The organism is Paenibacillus sp. NRS-1781, assembly GCF_050467745.1.
Lineage (GTDB): Bacteria > Bacillota > Bacilli > Paenibacillales > Paenibacillaceae > Paenibacillus > Paenibacillus terrae_A.
This window is the reverse complement of record NZ_JBITPI010000015.1, coordinates 14178-32116: the sequence shown is the minus strand read 5'-3', so window position 1 is coordinate 32116 and position 17939 is coordinate 14178. Positions and strand designations below refer to the sequence as shown.

13 protein-coding genes are annotated in these 17939 nt (G+C 46.2%); 11 read left to right on the top strand and 2 right to left on the bottom strand.

The genetic code is table 11. The annotated features are described in order from the left end of the window. Positions 1-43: 43 nt before the first annotated feature. Together ACIFO6_RS04775 and ACIFO6_RS04770 are read right to left on the bottom strand one after the other, a co-directional pair. Positions 44-3160 (bottom strand): efflux RND transporter permease subunit, encoded by a 3117-nt coding sequence (locus ACIFO6_RS04775; protein WP_430038608.1) that lies wholly within the window; start codon positions 3158-3160, stop codon positions 44-46. Continuing rightward, complete coding sequence (locus tag ACIFO6_RS04770; protein ID WP_430038606.1) at positions 3157-4566, bottom strand: efflux RND transporter periplasmic adaptor subunit; 1410 nt, start codon at positions 4564-4566, stop codon at positions 3157-3159. The genes ACIFO6_RS04775 and ACIFO6_RS04770 overlap by 4 nt, the downstream gene beginning before the upstream one ends. A gap of 272 nt (positions 4567-4838) precedes the next feature. Between ACIFO6_RS04770 and ACIFO6_RS04765 the strand changes: the two genes are divergently transcribed. The 11 genes from ACIFO6_RS04765 to flgK all read left to right on the top strand — a co-directional run bounded on the left by ACIFO6_RS04765 (position 4839) and on the right by flgK (position 17926). Then, complete coding sequence (locus tag ACIFO6_RS04765; RefSeq protein WP_430038604.1) at positions 4839-7556, top strand: stalk domain-containing protein; 2718 nt, start codon at positions 4839-4841, stop codon at positions 7554-7556. Between the two features lie 47 nt (positions 7557-7603). After that, on the top strand, positions 7604-8764 hold the full coding sequence (locus tag ACIFO6_RS04760; RefSeq protein WP_430038602.1) for a sensor histidine kinase: 1161 nt from the start codon (positions 7604-7606) through the stop codon (positions 8762-8764). A gap of 4 nt (positions 8765-8768) precedes the next feature. After that, positions 8769-9491, top strand: coding sequence for a response regulator (locus ACIFO6_RS04755; protein ID WP_044648607.1), 723 nt, complete (start codon positions 8769-8771; stop codon positions 9489-9491). A 92-nt stretch (positions 9492-9583) separates the two neighbouring features. Then, positions 9584-10021, top strand: coding sequence for a hypothetical protein (locus ACIFO6_RS04750; RefSeq protein WP_430039050.1), 438 nt, complete (start codon positions 9584-9586; stop codon positions 10019-10021). Positions 10022-10216: 195 nt separating this feature from the next. After that, positions 10217-12391 carry a DEAD/DEAH box helicase gene (locus ACIFO6_RS04745; RefSeq protein ID WP_430038600.1) on the top strand — a complete coding sequence of 725 codons (2175 nt, stop codon included), beginning with the start codon at positions 10217-10219 and terminating at the stop codon, positions 12389-12391. Positions 12392-12741: 350 nt separating this feature from the next. Then, positions 12742-13305 carry a ComF family protein gene (locus ACIFO6_RS04740; protein ID WP_430038598.1) on the top strand — a complete coding sequence of 188 codons (564 nt, stop codon included), beginning with the start codon at positions 12742-12744 and terminating at the stop codon, positions 13303-13305. 386 nt (positions 13306-13691) lie between these two features. Next, positions 13692-14147, top strand: a complete 456-nt coding sequence (locus ACIFO6_RS04735) for a LysM peptidoglycan-binding domain-containing protein (RefSeq protein ID WP_430038596.1) — start codon at positions 13692-13694, stop codon at positions 14145-14147. Between the two features lie 796 nt (positions 14148-14943). Continuing rightward, positions 14944-15354: a TIGR03826 family flagellar region protein gene (locus tag ACIFO6_RS04730; protein WP_430038594.1), complete on the top strand. Its 411-nt coding sequence runs from the start codon at positions 14944-14946 to the stop codon at positions 15352-15354. A 196-nt stretch (positions 15355-15550) separates the two neighbouring features. Next, positions 15551-15826 (top strand): flagellar biosynthesis anti-sigma factor FlgM, encoded by a 276-nt coding sequence (flgM, locus tag ACIFO6_RS04725; protein ID WP_014278436.1) that lies wholly within the window; start codon positions 15551-15553, stop codon positions 15824-15826. 9 nt (positions 15827-15835) lie between these two features. Next, positions 15836-16336 (top strand): flagellar protein FlgN, encoded by a 501-nt coding sequence (locus ACIFO6_RS04720; RefSeq protein ID WP_430039048.1) that lies wholly within the window; start codon positions 15836-15838, stop codon positions 16334-16336. Between the two features lie 18 nt (positions 16337-16354). Continuing rightward, positions 16355-17926: a flagellar hook-associated protein FlgK gene (gene flgK, locus ACIFO6_RS04715; RefSeq protein ID WP_430038592.1), complete on the top strand. Its 1572-nt coding sequence runs from the start codon at positions 16355-16357 to the stop codon at positions 17924-17926. The last annotated feature ends 13 nt before the right edge of the window (positions 17927-17939 follow it).

Genomic DNA, 17939 nt, shown 5'->3' with positions numbered 1-17939 from the left:
CCCCTAGGGTTCAATCCGACAGTGTGTACTTCATTGCATGCAACTACAAAGGTTGATCGTGTGTGATAACCGTGTGCTGCTGTTTTTTGAGTTGACGGCGTATTTTGTACTTGGCCATGATCATATACAATGACGGTACTACAAACAGGGTTAACAACGTCGAGAACAACAATCCGAAAATGACGGTAAACGCCAGTGGTTTAAAGAGCAGGCTTCCCAATAGGGCTAACGGAATCATACCTACAATTGCAGCCAGAGAAGTCAATAAAATGGGTCTAAAGCGGGCAGCGGTTGCTTGTATTACAGCTTCCTTTAGCTCCATTCCTTCATGCCGAGCATCTTCGATAAATTCAATTAACACAATTCCGTTCCGTACGACAATGCCTGCGAGTGCAATAATTCCCATGATGCTCATAAAACCGATAGGCATACCAGTTAAGAAAATACCAATAATGCCGCCAGCTGCTGCCAGGTATACGGTTGTCATAATGATAATAGGGATGGACAGCGAATAAAACTGCATGGTGATCAAGAGTAAAATGAGTAGGACTACAACGATCGCCAGCTTCCCTAAATCCCCGAATATGGTGGACTGATCGGAGGTTTCACCGCCTACCTCCCATTTATAGCCTTCAGGGAGCTTCATTTGTGCCAGTTTACTTTCTACATCCGCCATCGCTTCACTTGCAGTTCGCCCGTTCAAGTCGGCTTCTACCGTAATCGTCCGCTCCATATTGTAATGTTTGATTTGCTGAATAGCAAACGATGGCTTTATCTGTACGAGCTGGTTTAACGGAATCTGCACACCGGCTGAATTGACTACGCTTAATTGTTGGAAAAGTGCGCTCGGCTCCTCATTGCTATGATTCAAATACAATTTAATATCCACCAGATCGTTTCCTGTATCAAATTGGCTAACTTTAGCCCCCTCTTTTAACAGAAGCAGGGTACGAGTCAGATCTGTGTAGCTTACCAGGTATTGATCCATGGCTTGCTTGTTGACCTGCAAATCCAGTGCATATCTTTCAATTCCTATATCATCCATGATGCCGGTTGTACCCTCTACTGTGGCGATCTGCTCTTTTACTTTTTGGGCAAGGCTTTGCAGCTTATTCAGGTTCTGACCTGAAATCCGAATAGCGACGGGCTTACCCACCGGGACTCCCAGACGTGGAACATACGTCGTAACTGTAGTTCCAGGGTAGGACTTTTTAACATGCTGTTCCCAAGCATCAACTGTCGTATCGAGATCAAAGATATCTTTTTTACCGACAACAGCAACTTGTCCTACAGTCTCATCATATCTAATATCTCCACCCGAACTACTAATGTCACTATATAATTGCGGTGCAGTTCCTCCGGCACTGTAGACGACCTTGGAGGTTTCGGGTTGCTTCTTTATCCAGCCTGCAATGTCTTTGACGATTTGGTCTGTTTCTATCACGGAGGTGCCTATAGGCATCTTTATATTTAATGCGACATGAGGGTCCTCCGATTCAGGAAAGAGTTCAACTGAGGTAAAAGGAACCAATCCATAAGCGGCTGTTCCGAGCATGAGTCCTGCCATTGCAGTCAGCAAGGGACGCTTAATGACTTTGGGCATCAGCTTTTGTGAATACAGCTTGTTTAAAGACTGAATCTGTTGGCCCAACAAGCCTGCAGGTTTAGTTTTACCCTTGGGTTGACGAATCTGCCTGCGTTTCTCATACCATTCTCGGAAAATAGGGATGATGGTAAGTGACATAATCATGGAGGCAAGCATGGTCAGAGAAACAATGACGGGAATAGGCTTGATGAACGCACCTACATTTCCGGGTAGAAATAACAATGGGGCAAAGGCTGAAATGGTAGCCAGTGTGGCAATCAAAATAGAAAGCATCACCTCTTTGGTACCTTTTACAGCTGCATCTGTGGGCGATTCTCCTAATTCCGTAAGTCTCCGCTCAATATTATCATTGACCACTACGGCGTCATCGACGAGTATGCCAAGTACAATGATCAGACCGACAACGGAAATTTGATTGAGTGTAATACCGAGCATAGGCAAAAAGATAATAGCAATCGCAACCGAAATCGGAATCGCCAGTGCGACAAAAGCAGAGGTAAGCAAATTCAAGCCCAACATACAAACGAGAATAACAGCCACAATCGCAAGAATCGTTTCACGTTTTAAGTCCTCGAAGATATGATCTACCTGATCCTTTTGTGCAAAAAGAGTTTCAAGGCGAACACCTTCGGGAAGTGTTTTTTCCAGCTCTTTGAGCTTGACATCGACTTTTTCGCTCATAGGCGGGACGTCTGTGCCCTTTTCTGCTCCAATGCTTAGCGTAATGGCTGGTTTACCCTCAACATAGGCAAAGTATTCTGCTTGGGGATGTGCCAGCTCCGTTGTAGCGACATCTCGCAAATACACAGGAGCTCCTTCCTCTGTACGTGTCAGGATGGCCTGATTTAATTCTTCAGCTTTTTGGGTTTCCCGGACAATGAGTTGATAGGTGCGCCCGTTGTATTCAATATCACCGGTAGGAACCCGATCCATTTGTGACTGGACCGCTTGTGCGACCTGCCCCCACGACAGATGGTACTGCTGAAGCTTTTGATTGTCGATTTGGACGCGTACTTCCTGGTCAGGAAGGCCATTGAACTTGACACTTGATACACCTGATAAGGTATTGAGCTGATCCGTCCACGTTGTGACCAAATCATTTAGTTTATACAGCGGTGCAGGAGAGTCAGCGACCAGGGCATAGGAGCCGATAAACGAGCTGGTCAGCTTATCATTCACAACAGGTGTTTCAGCACCTTGGGGAAGATCAGCTTGTGCATCCTGTACTTTTTTTCGCATATTATCCCAAACCGTTTGAGGATCAACTCCATTTTTGGATTCAATTAAAATAGAGGAGAATCCGTTGCCAGAAGTCGAACTAATCGTTTTTACACCTTCAACTTCCTTAATGCGCTTCTCCAGTTCTTTGGTTACAGTTTGTTCTACTTTTTGTGGTGTAGCACCGGGATAGACTGTTGTTACCATAGCATTCTGTATGGTGACATCTGGCATTTCCTGCTTCGGTAATTGGAAAAATCCAAAAGCTCCGACTAAAACAAGCATAACAAAAAACAGTAGCGTAATTTTTCGCTTTTTTACGAAATATTCAATCATGGGCGGCCGCCTTCTTCCGCTTTAACCGGATTTCCATCAAACAGATTTTCTGCCCCTTTAATGACAATGCGTTCGCCTTCACGAAGACCGGATACGATTTGCAATTGATTTTCTACAACCTGATCGCCAAGCTCTACGGGTGTTTTAACAGCTTTTCCTTTAATATCTTTGAAAATAAAAGGCTCGCTTCCCGTGTTAATGACTGCTTCAACGGGAACGAGAATGCCGTTCTTGTCTGTCACCTGTCGAGCAGCTTTAATAATCTGACCAGGTAACCAGTCTCGCTGTGGATTGTTTATAACGATCTCTACGTTAACGATTCCCGTATTGGTACTGGTTGAAGGATAGATGTTGGAAACCGTACCTTGGCGGCTTTCTTCATATAGCACCACATTCACAGCTTGCCCCTTTTTCCAATCTCTGATCTCACTGTCCGGTACCGGAAGCAGTGCCTTGAGACGATCAATGGAGCCTATGCGATAGACGGCCTGGCCTGAAGCGACCAAGTCACCTGTATTCACACTCTTGCCTAAAATAACGCCGTTCACAGGAGAAATTAGACGAGTGCGTGAAAGCGCAAGTTCTGCCTGTCCTTTGGCGACAAGTGCTTTTTCATAGTTGGCATGGGCTTGCTTTTTGGAAGCCGCAGCTTGTTCACTGGCAGCGAGAGCTTTACTTTTACCTGCAAGCGCATCTTGAAAGGAAGCCTGGGCGGATTGATGATCTTCGACTGTAGCCCCTTCCAGCAAAAGGGACAGGGATTCCTTGGCTTGCTCCAGATCTTTCTGAGCTGCCGTAGCATTCAGGCGGGCATTCTCGTTATCCGACGCGGAAGCAGCGCCTGCCTCAAACAGCTTCTGTGTACGCTCGCTATCCGTCTTGGCCTTGTTATAAGCGCTTTGCGCCTTATCTACAGTGGCTTGCGCTTGCTGCTTCTCTTGAGCACGTGCACCTTTATTGACCTTGTTAACATTCGCGCTAGCTCCTGTAATACCGGCATTGGCGGATTGAATCGCAGAGGTAGCAGCCTGTAGATTAGCCTGTGCGTTATCTATCCCAGCCTGAGCCTCCAGGATGGAGGCTGTCGCCTGTGCCACCTGGAGCTTGTAGTCAGCATCATCTAAACTAGCAATCACGGTGCCCTTCTGTACAGCAGTGCCGATAGCGAGATATGCACTGGCTACGGTGCCTCCATTTTGAAAAGCCAGTGTGTTTTCCTCATAAGCCTGAAGCGTGCCTGACAAGTTATAGGCAGTATGGAGCGGAGAGGATTTGACAACTGCAGTACGCACAACGGTTGGCTGTGCAGCTGAGCCTAGAGTAGCATCTTTCTCCGCGCTGGAACATCCAGCGATGACAATGCTCAGGGATAAAGTAAGTACGATGAGTGCCCGTTGTTTATTCATGATTTCAAACCTCCACGATAGGTTGCAAAATTAGGATTGAACCGATTGGTATTATTTGAACCAATGAGTTCATGTGTATTATAGTGTGCTGATTATGCATTCGTCAATTTATAGTTTGTATTTTATGAAAAGTTAACGGGATTTTCGTAACTTTTGCCTTTATAATAAGTCTATTAACATAAGAGGCTTTTTTTGTTTATTTGATAGAGTATAGAGTGCATGATCGGAAAAGTAAGTTTGAATACAATGAAGATGGGAGAGCTATCATCCATATGGTTTTAGGTAATAGGAAACAAGGCAATGAGAAGGTAGATGGCAGCGGGATTGCTAAAAGATGGGCTATTTTGACACTAGCAGGAGTATTGTGGGTTGGACCCGTAGCCGGAACAGGCGCCCTAATTCCGTTAAACGGCTGGATATCTGCGCCGATTGCGAGTGCAGCTTCCGGTTCAACTGTAAAGCTGGGGGAAGAAATAATTACTTCTGGTGCCACATTGATGAAATATCGTTTTAAAGGCTCCAAAGGAACAGCGTTAGCTGATATCGTCCGGGTAGACTTGCAAAATCCATATGTCAAGCTGGATGTGATGACTGGGAAGAATGGACAGTTCACAACCCGTCAAAGCACAGGTGGTATGGCAAAAGAGACTGGAGCAGTCGCTGGTGTGAACGGAGATTATTTCAATACCTCCAGCGAGGGGGCCCCGATTGGTGGACAAGTATCGAAGGGGGTATTGATGTCTACTCCGTCCGATTTAACGGGGATGTATGCTTTTGCAGTAACTAAGGACGGTTCCCCAATGGTGGAGCAGTTTACCTTTGAAGGAACCGTAAAAGCCGGGGATGGATCAACTTTCCCTTTAACGGGGATGAATAAGGCTTCGTATTCTCCTGAAACGAGTGGAAGCAGCTACAGTCATTCCAATGCAATGTATATTTATACATCTGCTTGGAAAGCAATTGAGCGGCCGAAAAACAGCTCAACAACGCCTACCGAGGTGTTGGTTCAAAATGGTGTGGTTACGCAAATTTCCAACAATGCTACGTTGAATATGTCTGTGCCACAGGACGGCTATATTTTACGTACTCACGGCAAAGCGGCCGATTATGTCAAAGCCCATCTGACAGTGGGAGAAACGGTAGAAACCAGCTATCATCTTCGTGTCAGATCGACAGGGAGTGAGGTGGAGCCTTCCAATCTCCAGATGATGATTGGGGGACACACCATATTGGTGAATGACGGTCAGAAAACTTCGTTTTCCCGCAGTACAACGAGCATAGGCGGGACGCGGGCGCGGTCGGCTTTGGGATATTCCCGTGACAAGCGTTACGCTTACGTCATTGCCGTTGAGAAGAACGGGAACAGCGTGGGTGTATCCCTGAGTGAGCTGCAAACGCTGATGAAAGATATTGGTGTCTGGAAGGGTATGAACCTGGATGGGGGCGGCTCCACCACGATGGTAACCCGTGATTTGGGAGATACGACAGCAGGACTTACGTTCGATACGGAATACGGTACGGAGCAACGGAGCGTCGTAAACGGTGTGGGTGTGTACACCAGTGCGCCTAAAGGGACGCTCAAAGGCTTCACGATTAAAGGCAATAAAACGCTGCTTATTGGTCAGACCGGAAGCTATTCTTTTAAAGGCTATGACACCTACTACAATCCGTTCGATACCTCGAATGTACAAGTGACGTGGAAATCGAGCAACCCGTCTGTCGTGTCGGTGAGTGGCGGGGTTGTGAAGGGAGCCAAACCAGGGACAGCTACGTTGACGGCGACCAGTGGCTCAGCCAGTGCTACAACCAAGGTTACTGTGCTGGGAGCAGATGAAATTGCATCACTTACAGCAGGCAGTGGGACAGGATCGCTTACCGAAGGAGCTAAAATCGCGGTTCCGGTAACTGCAAAGACGAAAGACGGCCAGAGCGTCAGCATTTCATCAGATGCGCTCAAATGGGAGTTCATCGGCTTTAAGGGAAGTGTTAAGGACAATCAACTTACGGTAAATAGGGTGGATGCGGGTGTGAAAACAGGCTATGCCATCGGTCGCTACGATGGTTTCAGCGCGGTTGTCTTCCTGTCTGCTGGCGGGGCGAGCACAAACAACTGGGAGAACTTCGAAAATGTTTCGTATCCGGTTGATTTTACTTCGAATGTGGAAGGCGTTACTGGCACAGCGGCTGTTGTACAAGGAGATGGCGACCATGCCAATTCCAAAGTGCTTGAGCTGAATTACGACATGACGAACGGCAGTGGTAAAATGTATGCTTACGCCCAACTGAACGGTACAACTGGCAAGACGCTTGAACAAGCGGCTACATCCATCTCGATTGATGTTAGAGGAGATAAGAGCCTGAACTGGTTGCGTGCGGAGCTGGAAGATGCCCAAGGCAAAACGGCATATATAGACCTGGCCAAAGTGATCGACTGGAACGGCTGGAAAACCATTAACGCAGACATGAGCGGTTTGAATATCTCATATCCGGCAAAGCTCAAGCGCCTGTATGTAGTCAATGTGGCTGAAGGTCAGGATGAGCGTGCTAAAACAGGTAATATTGTTTTTGATAATATTTCTTTTAATACACCGGGAACGGTCGGAACCGAAGGACTCAAAAAAGGAACGGCTCAAATGGCAATCGGACAAAAGTCAATGACCGTGAACGGGACGCCAACAACAATGGATGCGGCTCCGATGACCCGCAACGGTTCAACGTATGTACCGATCAAGTACGTGCTGGACGCTTTTGGCGGGCAAGCCAAGTGGAACGCAGGCGATCAGCGGATTACGATTATGCGTGGCGGTGTGCTGATGGATTTGACGGTGGGTAAAAAAGAAGTCGTCCTGAACGGCAAGCGTCAGAGCACGGATGTAGCGCCCATTGTGTTAGGTGGCAGGACTTTAGTCCCATTAAGACTCGTGTCAGAGCAGTTAGGAATGACTGTAAAATGGGAACAAGAAACGAAGACCATCACCCTCCAGTCATGATATGGTATGATATATACTTGAATTGCTAGGATTGGAGTAGAACATTTGTGGACTTTCAAGCCGATATCATAGACCGAGTCATTAAGAATGCCATTCAGGTGATGGAGAACAGTAAATATCAGATGTTCGAAATTTTGGACACGGCCCGGACCGAACTGATCACATTAAATCAGGAACTCCAGAGCGTCCTGAAGGAAACGGCGGAAACGATTGAAAAGGTGGACCAGCTGGAAATGAACTATCGGCGGTCCCGTATTCGGCTGACTGAGGTCAGCCGTGACTTTGTCCGCTATTCGGAAGAGGATATCAAGCAGGCTTACGAGAAAGCAACACAGCTTCAGCTCGACGTGATGATTTTTCGCGAGAAGGAAATGTATCTCAAGGCCAGAAGAGATGATCTTCAAAAGCGGGCTAAAAGTGTGGATGCCTCTGTCGAGCGGGCCGAAACCATCGGTTCGCAGATGGGAGTCGTGCTGGAATACTTGTCGGGTGAGTTGGGACAAGTAACGCGGATCATCGAATCGGCCAAAAATCGGCAGTTTATTGGTCTGAAAATTATTTTAGCCCAGGAGGAGGAGCGCAAGCGGATATCCCGTGAAATTCACGATGGACCTGCACAGCTTCTTGCGCATCTAGTACTTAGGACGGAAATTGTGGAAAGAATGATCGCCAAGCAGGAATTTAAGATGGTTCAGGACGAAATAGTAGACTTGAAGAAACAGGTTCGCTCCAGTCTTGAGGAAATGCGAAAGGTTATTTTCAATCTGCGTCCTATGGCCTTGGATGACTTGGGACTTATTCCGACGCTCCGGAAATATGTGCAGGATTTTGAAGAGAAAACGAAGATTAGATCGCTTTTTGAAACAAGGGGCAAGGAACACCGTCTCTCTTCCGCGATGGAAGCAGCCATTTACCGTCTGATCCAAGAAGCTTTGACCAACGCTGCCAAGCATGCTTATCCTACCTATGTGCTTGTTGAGATTACTTATCAGGCGCAGCTTGTAAAAATCGTGGTGCAGGATAACGGTCTGGGCTTTAAGCCAGAGCTTTTTCAGCAGAAAAGCAAAGATCATGGGCATTTTGGTCTGATTGGTATGCGGGAAAGGGTTGAACTGCTCGAGGGGAGAATGGAGATCGAATCAGCTGAGAATCAAGGCACCAAGATAGTGATTCATATCCCAACCAACGTGGAAAAGGGAAAGGAGTAACAACATGGAAAATCAGGAAAATAGTAATGCACCCATTAAAGTACTCTTGGCGGACGATCATCAGTTGTTCCGTGAAGGGCTTAAACGTATTTTGAATATGGAGGACGACATTGAGGTCATCGGAGAATGTGGCGATGGTATTCAGGTATTGGAGTTCTGTAATGTAGAGAAGCCGGATATCGTTCTGATGGACATTAATATGCCTATTGAAAACGGTGTGGAGGCAACGGAAAAACTGCGTGAGATGTTCCCAGATGTCAAAGTGATCATTCTGTCTATTCATGATGATGAAAGCTATGTATTCGAGACGTTGCGCAAGGGAGCTAATGGTTACCTGTTAAAAGATATGGAAGCCGAGTCCCTCATTAACGCGATTCGCTCTGTACATGAAGGGTATGCGTTTATTCATCCGAAGGTAACGGGTAAACTCATTCAGCAGCTCCGTCGGATGACGTACCTGAATGAAACCGGGGCTATGGCTGAAGGTCATACCAAGGAAGCTGGCGTGAAGTTCGTTGCAGGTGAAAATAACCCGCTGACCCGTCGTGAGGCTGAAGTGCTGCGCTTAATGGCAGAAGGCAAGAGCAACAAGATGATCGGTGAATATTTATTCATTAGTGAAAAAACGGTCAAAAACCATGTCAGCAGTATTTTGCAAAAAATGGAGGTTGATGACCGGACACAAGCGGTTATTAACTCCATTAAATACGGATGGGTTACGCTGTAAGGTGCAGTCTTTGAACCCCAGTACATAACCGTGACACCTCTTCCTGCTATACGGCATATATTGTCGCTATAGGAGGAGGTGGAACCTTCGTGATGGCTCATTTGGTTTGGATATTGCTTATATATGGTCTGGGAGCCGCAGTCGTGCATCTTATGTATATACGACAGGCTGTTCAGGGCTATCGCAATGGCGATGAAGTGCGTGCGTTATCTACGGATCAGCGGCCGGCCCGTTATATTGTCATTACTTCTAATGACGGAGAACGTGTGGAGTGGGTGATGCGTTCATTGAGCATACTTGCCTGGTTACGTCGTAAGCCGCTGCATGTGACGGTACTGGATGATGAATCTGTGGACGATACGCTGCCAATCCTTACACGGATGATAGGTTACAGCCATATGGATGTTTCGGTCATTTCATATCGTTTTTCACCGGGAAACCCGGTTTTACCGAGGCCAGGTGGTGAAAAGCAGATTGTTATTGACCTCAGAACAGTCAACCCGTGGGTGGATGCTCCACTTGTTCGTTAATGACAAAGTATGGTGGACATTGCGGTCGAAACCGGATATAAATGTTTATAAGGAACTGCATATGCAAGATAAAAGGGATTTCGCTGAAATCCGAATGATGTGAAGTACACTTCAGGCTATGAGCCATGGAAGTGTGCTTTTTTTGTTGTATGGGTAGGAGGAAAAACAAACATTTTAGGAATGGGAGGGGGCCAAATGAGAATTGCGGTATATGTGGTCAATTATAGGGGGAAATGGGATATCCGCTTTTCCGTGGATATTCGAGTAGATATGACATGGTGGTTTAAAGGGAACAAGGGACAGGGGAATGCTGTCGAAAAATGGGTGGAGCTGGGGCGAGAGCTTCCGCTGCCTTGGGGTGTAAAGCTGTGTGAAGTGTTCAGGGGATCAACGGATATGAAGCGATGGACAAGGGAGCAATGGTGGCAATACGTTCTCGCACAGCTAAAGGACGAACTGAATTCAGAGTCTGGTGGCATAGAGCAACATTTAACCGGAGGGATCAATGCTATATGCATTTGGGATGGAGCGGAGGGCTGGATTCCTGATTTAGAAAGTGAATATAGGCGGGAGGGGCAACCGTTTCATCCAAGCAGCGTGATGTATGGGGGAGTGAGTGAGGAACGGAGAATAGCAGGAGTATCGTACCTCAGGCAGACAAGGCATTCCAACGGTGAAATTGAAAAACTGGATATGGAGCGTGTGGCACGACAAGCGGATGTGCTGGCTGATTTGCTGTCAGGACGCCAGTTGCTCGTTTCGGAAGCTGAAGCGCTCCTGGCTGAGGCGGCACCAGGTTTGGAGCATGTTTGGCGCTCAGCTGCGCAGCTCGCTTACCTGCAAGGCAGGCTTAGCTTTGCTGCTGGCCTTGCACCATACACGCACCGGTCCGCCGCGCGTGATCTCCGCTGTAATCGTTGCGGCCGCGGGGCGATGTACCGCACGGGCTGTGCATCGTGCGGACGCAAGGCGTGCGCCTACTGCGAGACGTGTCTCGCGCTGGGGCGCAGCCGTGAGTGCTCGCTGCTGCTGCGCGGTGCAGCGAAACCCGCCGTGCCGCGCACGGCGGACACAGCCCCGGCCGCGGAGCTTGACCGCTGGGGGCTGAGCCCTGCGCAACGCGCCGCCGCCGAAGCGGCGCTGCACTTTTTGGCCGCACCGCCCGGTGGGGTGCGGGGGCCAGCCCGCCCGCAAAGCCTCTGGCTCCGGGCGGGCGCTCTGCTGCGGCGTGGCATGGCTACGCGCCGGGGGCCAAGCCCTGCTGCGCCGCAGGGCAATGTTCTTGCCAACGACAGCAGCAGCAGGCATTCTTCGCCAACAACTGGCGAAGGCGTATGGCATATGCCTGGCGTCGTTGGTAAGGCCGATGTCGTGGCAGAGCGGTTTTTACTCTGGGCCGTGACTGGTGCTGGCAAGACGGAAATGATGTTTCCACTCCTGCAACATGTGCTGGAGCTTGGAGGAACGGCGCTTGTAGCGACACCGCGTCGGGATGTGGTACTGGAATTGGCGCCCCGTTTGGCAATCGCCTTTCCCCATGTAAGCATGGTGACGCTCTATGGAGGCAGTGATGAACGCTGGCAAAGGGGACAGCTGACACTTGCGACAACTCATCAGCTTCTGCGTTATCGTGAGGCCTTTGATCTGGTTGTCATTGATGAGATTGACGCGTTTCCTTATCACAATGATCCTATGCTCGCCTTTGCCGCACAGGCTGTATGTAAGCCGGAGGGCAAATTCATTTATTTGTCTGCTACTCCACCGATACTATTGCAAAAAGAGGCTGCACGCGGCCTATTACCGCACGCCAAGGTTCCCGTTCGTTTTCATCGCCATCCACTGCCTGTCCCATTCCGTTTGGAGACTACTCCGGTGAAGCAGTGGCTGCAAAAAGGGCGACTTCCTGCGTCTCTGATTCAACGCTTGTCCGCATCCATACATCGCGGCGCTCAGGTCTTCCTGTTTGTAACACGAATCTCACATATTCAATCTCTAGTAGAATTGTTGATCAAACGCCTGCCTCATATCCCCATTGCGGGCACCTCATCCCAGGATGAAGAACGAAGCGCTAAGGTACGTTCCTTTCGGGCAACTGAAATACGTGTACTAGTCACAACCACTATTTTGGAGCGCGGTGTGACGGTTCCACGGAGTGATGTGTATGTACTGGATGCGGATAGCAGTCTTTTTGATGAAGCTTCTCTGGTACAAATGGCTGGTCGAGCAGGAAGGTCGAAGGATGACCCGCATGGAAGCGTCGTTTTCACATCTCCCCAATGGACTCGCGGCCAAAAGAGGGCGATTAGACAAATTAAGCGCATGAATACACTAGCGCGAAAAAAGGGCTATCTACTGGAGGTAAAACATTAAATGCGCAAAATAAAAAAAAGTTTTTTTGGAAATGTGAAACCTGATGCAATGTTGACACGTAAACTACCAAGAGAGGTGCATTTTGTATGAAAATGATGCGCAGAACTCAACTTTTTTTGAATTGGTTACTTCAGCGTCAGTCGGAAACATGTATCGCTTGTGGAATCCACGCTGGGAGTTTTTCCAAGTTTCCCGGGATGTGTACTTCTTGTTCGTCTCAAATTCCCTGGATTCACAACATTCGATGTGTTCATTGTGGACGCTCGACATTTTGTCCTGATTGTGTAAGGTCTGACCGTACAGTACGCTACTATGTGTGTAATCGGAGTGCGACTAGCTATACGCCTATCATGAGAGAATGGATTGGGCAGTTTAAGTATCGCGGAAATGAAAAGTACGGTCCTCCGCTCGGCGAGATGATGCATCGGGCTTATCAGGCTATGAGGCATGAGTTTACTGGTAAGGAATGTTTTCGTTTCAATCAGTCTTTGCGGAACGTGAATTTGGTGACATGTGTTCCAGTAAGCGAGACACGACTGACAGAGCGAGGCTTCAATCAGGCTCAAATTTTGGCAGAGGAGCTTGCCAAGCGGAATAAGCTACCCTTTTTACCTTTACTTGCTCGTCCGCAAGATACTGGGAAGCAAAGCTTCAAAACAAAAAAAGAACGCACAGATACGATGTATAATGCGTTCTCTGTTGTGCCAGGTATGATGGAGTTAATTAAGCATTTTGTTTTTAATGCTGAGTTTCAACGCAAAATGGAGAATCATAAAAATGTTACTGTTTTGCTGGTGGACGATATTTATACAACTGGAAGCACTTTACAAGCGTGTGCGCGTGTTTTAGGGGAAAAGGCATCCGAAGAGGGTATACATATGACCATTTTTTGCCTGACTTTGGCAAGGTCATAAGCCTGAATTTCAGTCCCCCTTTACGAGAGTTTTGGTTTGGAGCCAGGGAAAAAAGTTCATACTGTTCCGAGAAAGGCTCAAATGCTAGAGCGGGAAAGCCTTTTAAACCGCATAATAAGCAAGATTTGACAACGAGATAGAGAGAGGTATATAATAAAAATATAGACACACACAAAAAGTAAGGAAGTGAGGGATGAAAACAGAATATTTCAATTTAGAGGTTGATTTATTTGGAAAATAGGAGTACAATTTCTATCTGTTGATAGCTAACATGGTTTGGTAATAAATGATTAGCTAACGACAACAGAGCGGACATTGGGAGTGTCTCGCTCAGTAGTAAAGCAGTTAATTAAAATTTGGCTTAAAAAAGAGGAGAGAAAAAAATCATGAAAAACGTAATGAAAAAAGTAGCAGTAACTAGCATGTTGGCAGTTAGTTTAGGTGCAGTATCTCTGTTGAGTCCACTTGCTACAGGTCAAGTATCCGCAAAGTCTAACTCGGATTACAATAAGGATCAGACAGAACTACAACTGATTATTGAACAACAAGAAGCGGCACAGAAAGCACTGGAAGCCAGACTCTTTGGAACAGAAAATGCTACGACTACAACACCGGCTCAACCAGCTACCGAGAACAATAATCAAACAACAACTACAACACCAGCTACTACAACTGTAACACCGGCTACTGTAAATACAATCACAGTAAGTGTTCAAGATGGCGATACGCTGACTTCCATTGCTGAAAAATACGGTGTAACTGTTGAAGAACTGCTTAAAACCAACAACTTGATTAAAGTAGGCCAAGAACTGCAAATTCCACAAACAAACACTAATAAATAATTCGTTATAAAAATGTTTTTATTAAACCAAGTGTTTGACTACAGTATACGGGAAGGCCTCTATTAAAACAATGCTTTTTTGAATAATTATTTGTGAAATAGCATGTTTTTTTGGACTGCAAATTTTCAATGGTGCGTCTACACTATCTTTAGATAGATTTTAAGCTGGGATGATGTTAGTCGCATTGATATAATGAATACCCACACTCCATGTGCGGAGCATTCGTATGGGCGCCGTTCCCCCGGATTTGTAGCAGTGATTTGGTGGCATTCGGGGCACAGGTGAACATGAATTCTTCTGAGGATTGTTTCGCCCGGTTTTTCCCTCATCTTGATTCGTATCTACATCCAATTATAATCATATACAGCTATTTAAATTATTGTGAAGCGCTATTCCCGAAATAACCGGAATGGCGCTTATTTTATTTTAATCTAAAAACCTGAGCGTTGTATGACGATAAATAGACACATGCATTAGATTGATCTGGGGGAAATCATGTGTCTCCTTAGGTTACATGCGATTTGCATATCATGTTATAGATGAATTGAAGATTTGATATTAGGTTGTGGCCCCTTTAGCTGGTGTGGGATTTAAATGCTTAGATTTTTCGTTGTACTACCTAATACAGAGTACGTTAAGCATTTTGTACCTTTATAAGGATATCGTACAAAATGTGCAATTGTGTAAAATCTATCACTCTTTTTAGAAAATATTCGCTAGACGAGGCTCTTGGATATAAGGTAATGTAAGGATACACCAATACAAGACCGGAAACAGGAAAGGGGCGCTGCAGAGGATGAACTTGGATAACTGTCCTCGCTGTGGAAAGCTGTTTATTATGAATGTTAGGGGAATCTGCCCAAACTGTATGAAAGAAATTGAGCTTGAATACGAGCAATGCGTCAAATATATACGTGAAAATAAGGGCTGTCATATGCATGAGCTTTCGGAGGCAACCGGGATATCTGTTAAGCAAGTTACGACCTTTATACGTGAGGGACGTATTTCCATTGCTAATGCGCCTAATATGACGTATCCTTGCGAGGTATGCGGGACACCGATACGGGAAGGGCATATGTGCGATTCTTGTCGAACACGCTTGACCAAAGACCTGCATCAGGCCGCCAGCGAAAGCAGCAAGCAGGATCAGAGTAATGGTATGGGTTCAGGTACCTACAGTGCGATTGATAAACTTCGCGGAAAGTAGTACAAGGGAATTAAAAACGCATTCAGCTATTCAAAAAGTTTCAAATACCGCCGATAATCTTTATAGAGCTTATCGGTTTTTTTATTTTTAGCAAACATGCACAAAATAAAGAAGTAAGACATAATACGAACCATGTTCGACGCTATGTCGTCTGATACATTCTGACCATTTCAAATAAATAAGGAAGGTGGAAGTTATGAAAATTAACGAGACCAACCGCATCGGAGCCATTAACCCATATCAACGAAATATTGAAGCAGGACGCCAGGAGGAACAAAAGAAATCCCGTCGCAAGGACGAGGTCTCGATTTCCCCGGAAGCGATGGAAATGCTAAACCGCAGCAGTGACGCAGACCGCGTTAAAAAGATTCAGGAGCTTAAGCAGCAAGTGGCTTCCGGAACCTATCGTGTGGATGCTGACAAAATTGCAGAGAAGCTGTTGCCTTACTTCAAGCAGTCTTCCGAAAGCTAGGTGAAGGATATGCCTTTAGAGCGCCTGATTGATGTGTTAAAGGAACTTGAACAAAAGCATCTTATTCTTTTGGATCTGGCGCGTATCAAGAAAGAAATTGTCATGGCTAATGATATGGACAGATTGGTTCAGCATTTGAGCCAAGAGTCCAGGCTCCTTAAACAGGTTGAGCAGTTGGAGGAAGCTCGTATGGAGGTTTCGTATGAGCTTCTTCGTGAACGTGGTATTAAGTCCCAGCTTAATTTAACTATAACCGAGCTGGCGCGCCTTGTCTTTGATCCTGAAGATAAGAAGAAACTCCTCAGTGTCCAAAGCCGCTTATCCCAAACTCTTGCAGGATTAAAGGAAATTAATGAAATTAATCAAAAGCTCATTGAGCAATCGTTGGTGTTTATTGATTACTCGTTAGATTTGCTTGTAGGTCGTCCTAATCAGGAGATGACTTACATGCATCCGGATCAGAAGAGCAATCAAGTCGCACGACCTGGATTGTTCGACACGAAGGCTTGAGCCAAGGGGGAAAATAGAGTGCCATCCACATTTCATTCCATAGAAACAGCTAAAAGAAGCCTTTTTACACAAACGGCAGCTTTAAATACAACAGGACACAACATAGCTAATGCCAACACAGAAGGCTATACACGGCAAACGGTTAAGATGAGAGCTTCTATACCGATGGAGGCTTATGGTATTAACCGTTCTAACGTGCCTGGTCAGTTGGGAACAGGTGTTGAATTTGATGCTATTGAACGCATTCGTGAGAAGTTCTTGGACAGTCAGTATCGCGGAGAAAATACTGAGCTGGGCAGTTGGACGATTCGAAGTAATACGCTTGATAAGCTACAACAGATTATGAATGAGCCGTCCGACACAGGGATTCGAAAAGTTTTGGATAACTTTTATAAATCTTGGTCTGATTTGAGCAAAGACCCGGAGAGCGTAACCGCTCGTACCATTGTTAAGGAGAATGCTCTTGCCCTGACTGACGCGATGAACCATATGAGCAAGCAGCTAAGTAATTTGTCTGCGGATTTAACCTCGAATGTGGAGGCTAAGTCTAGTGAGCTACAAAGCTATGTAAACTCCATTGCGGACCTGAACCAATCAATTACTAAAATTGAAGGCTTGGGGGATAACGCTAACGATCTTCGTGACCAGCGTGATTTGATCGTCGATAAAATTTCAAAAATCGTTAATGTAACGGTGACTGATACCGATCAAGGCTACAATGTAAATATGGGAGGCCAAGCTTTAGTAGCTGGATTTACACCTACAACTGGTATTAACGGTGCTTATTTACAAGCAGCTTTTGGCTCCAATGATCTGCAAGGTGGCGAAGTCCACGGTATGATTATTTCCAGAGATCAGTTTGTAGCAGATTACACAGCTCAGATGGATAACCTAGCCAATACTCTAGCGAATGGTAATGTGTCAGTGACGCTTCCCAAGGGCTCTGTGCTACCGGAAGGAACTGTACTGAACGGAGTCACTTATACGGGTACCACTCGAACGCTTCAATCGGATTTGACAGTTACCGTAAAAGGACTTAATGGCCTGCATCAGCTTGGCTACACTCAGGAGAGCAAGGATGCAAACGGTAATATGGTCGCAGGCAAGCCTTTTTTTGTGACATCTGGAACTGGTGGCGGTACGATCACAGCGGGGAATATTACGTTGAATACCGTTATAGTTGATAATCCTAATGCCATTGCAGCTTCTCTTCGTGTAACAGGTACTGCCCCTACCGAGGAATTGGTTAAAGGGAATAATACGTTGGCTTCTCTGATGGCCAACTTGAAACTTAATAATTTCACTTCAGTTTCAACTGGAAATACAGCTACAATAGATAGCTTTTTTAGCTCTATGGTAGGCCAACTGGGTATCGAAGCTCAGGAAGCTACCAGACAAACACAAAACGCTACAGCACTTGTATCTCAAGTGGAAACCATGCGTCAATCAGTAAGTGGTGTTTCTCTGGACGAAGAGATGTCTAATATGATTAAGTTTCAGCATGCTTATAGTGCGGCTGCGAGGTTTATGACGACCTTTGATCAATTGTTGGATAAGTTGATTAATTCAACAGGTGTGGTTGGTAGATAAGAAGGGAAATTAA